Here is an 856-nt window from a genome sequence, read left to right as displayed (position 1 = left end):
CGTTGCGGCCCGCGACGGCCGGACATCGTCACGTTACTCTCATCGTGCGATCTTTCCGATGTGCACGGAAGCAGGCTGCCGAAGAGACCTGCGGTGCCGTGAAACCAGGGCCCAGCGTGATGCCTGCGTGGGATCACGTCGCTCACCTGGGGCAGGCGTACCTCAGGCCGTTTTTCGGCGTGGACGCGCGCCGATTGCGCTTTTGGTCCGGTAGCTGACGCCATGCTGATCGAGGTAGTCGCGGATCAGTTGCCGTACCACCTGTGAGGGAGTCAGGTCCTGCGCCGCGCAAAGTTTTTCGAACGCTTCCTTCTTCACAGGATCGATCAGAATCGTGAGTCGAGCGCTTTTCGTTTCCATGACGGGGGCGAAGTCCAAGTATGTTAATTAAATTATAATACATCGTATGGCGCGAGTCATCTTCGTGGCGCCAGGCTCACACGATGGCCGTCGATTCCCGCATGCATCGCCGATGTCCACCAGCTCGGCGGCCAGGAAGCCAAAGACGTGCAGCGCACGGCGACAGTACGCTAGATCTCCGCCCTGGCACGCAGAAAATCCTGCCCAGCCCGGGTAATCGACACACCGCCCCGCCCATTCGCGGGGACGGATACCAACCCGGCGTTACGCAGCTCCTGCGTAACCGACCAGTTAAACGTGGGCGCGTCGCGGCCGTAACGCTGCTGGGCCAGACGCTCAAGTGCCCGTCGCGGGGAGACCGGCTTGCTCACCTTCCTCTTTCTTTTCATGTGCGTGATTGAGTAGTTCGCATGCAGGGCCGATCGACAGGCATGAGCCAGACTCCTGCATCGGTCCGTCAGAAAGATTCCTGCACATGAAGAATGGCCGCAAGCGC

The 856-nt window shown here is 60.5% G+C and carries 2 protein-coding genes; both read right to left on the bottom strand.

Going from position 1 to position 856, the window contains the following annotated elements:
• Positions 1–162: 162 nt before the first annotated feature.
• Complete coding sequence (locus F6X42_RS42910) at positions 163–360, bottom strand: ribbon-helix-helix protein (protein ID WP_011493367.1); 198 nt, start codon at positions 358–360, stop codon at positions 163–165.
• A gap of 170 nt (positions 361–530) precedes the next feature.
• Positions 531–749, bottom strand: coding sequence for a hypothetical protein (locus F6X42_RS45125; protein ID WP_246530570.1), 219 nt, complete (start codon positions 747–749; stop codon positions 531–533).
• Between the last annotated feature and the right edge of the window lie 107 nt (positions 750–856).

Source organism: Paraburkholderia podalyriae (assembly GCF_014397785.1).
Lineage (GTDB): Bacteria > Pseudomonadota > Gammaproteobacteria > Burkholderiales > Burkholderiaceae > Paraburkholderia > Paraburkholderia podalyriae.
Note: the sequence above shows the minus strand (reverse complement) of the source record. Positions and strands in the feature narration are given on the sequence as shown.

Bases quoted from the DNA above. Each gene is read 5' to 3' on its own strand.
- F6X42_RS45125 (WP_246530570.1), bottom strand. From the start codon at position 749: ATGAAAAGAAAGAGGAAGGTGAGCAAGCCGGTCTCCCCGCGACGGGCA.
- F6X42_RS42910 (WP_011493367.1), bottom strand. From the start codon at position 360: ATGGAAACGAAAAGCGCTCGACTCACGATTCTGATCGATCCTGTGAAG.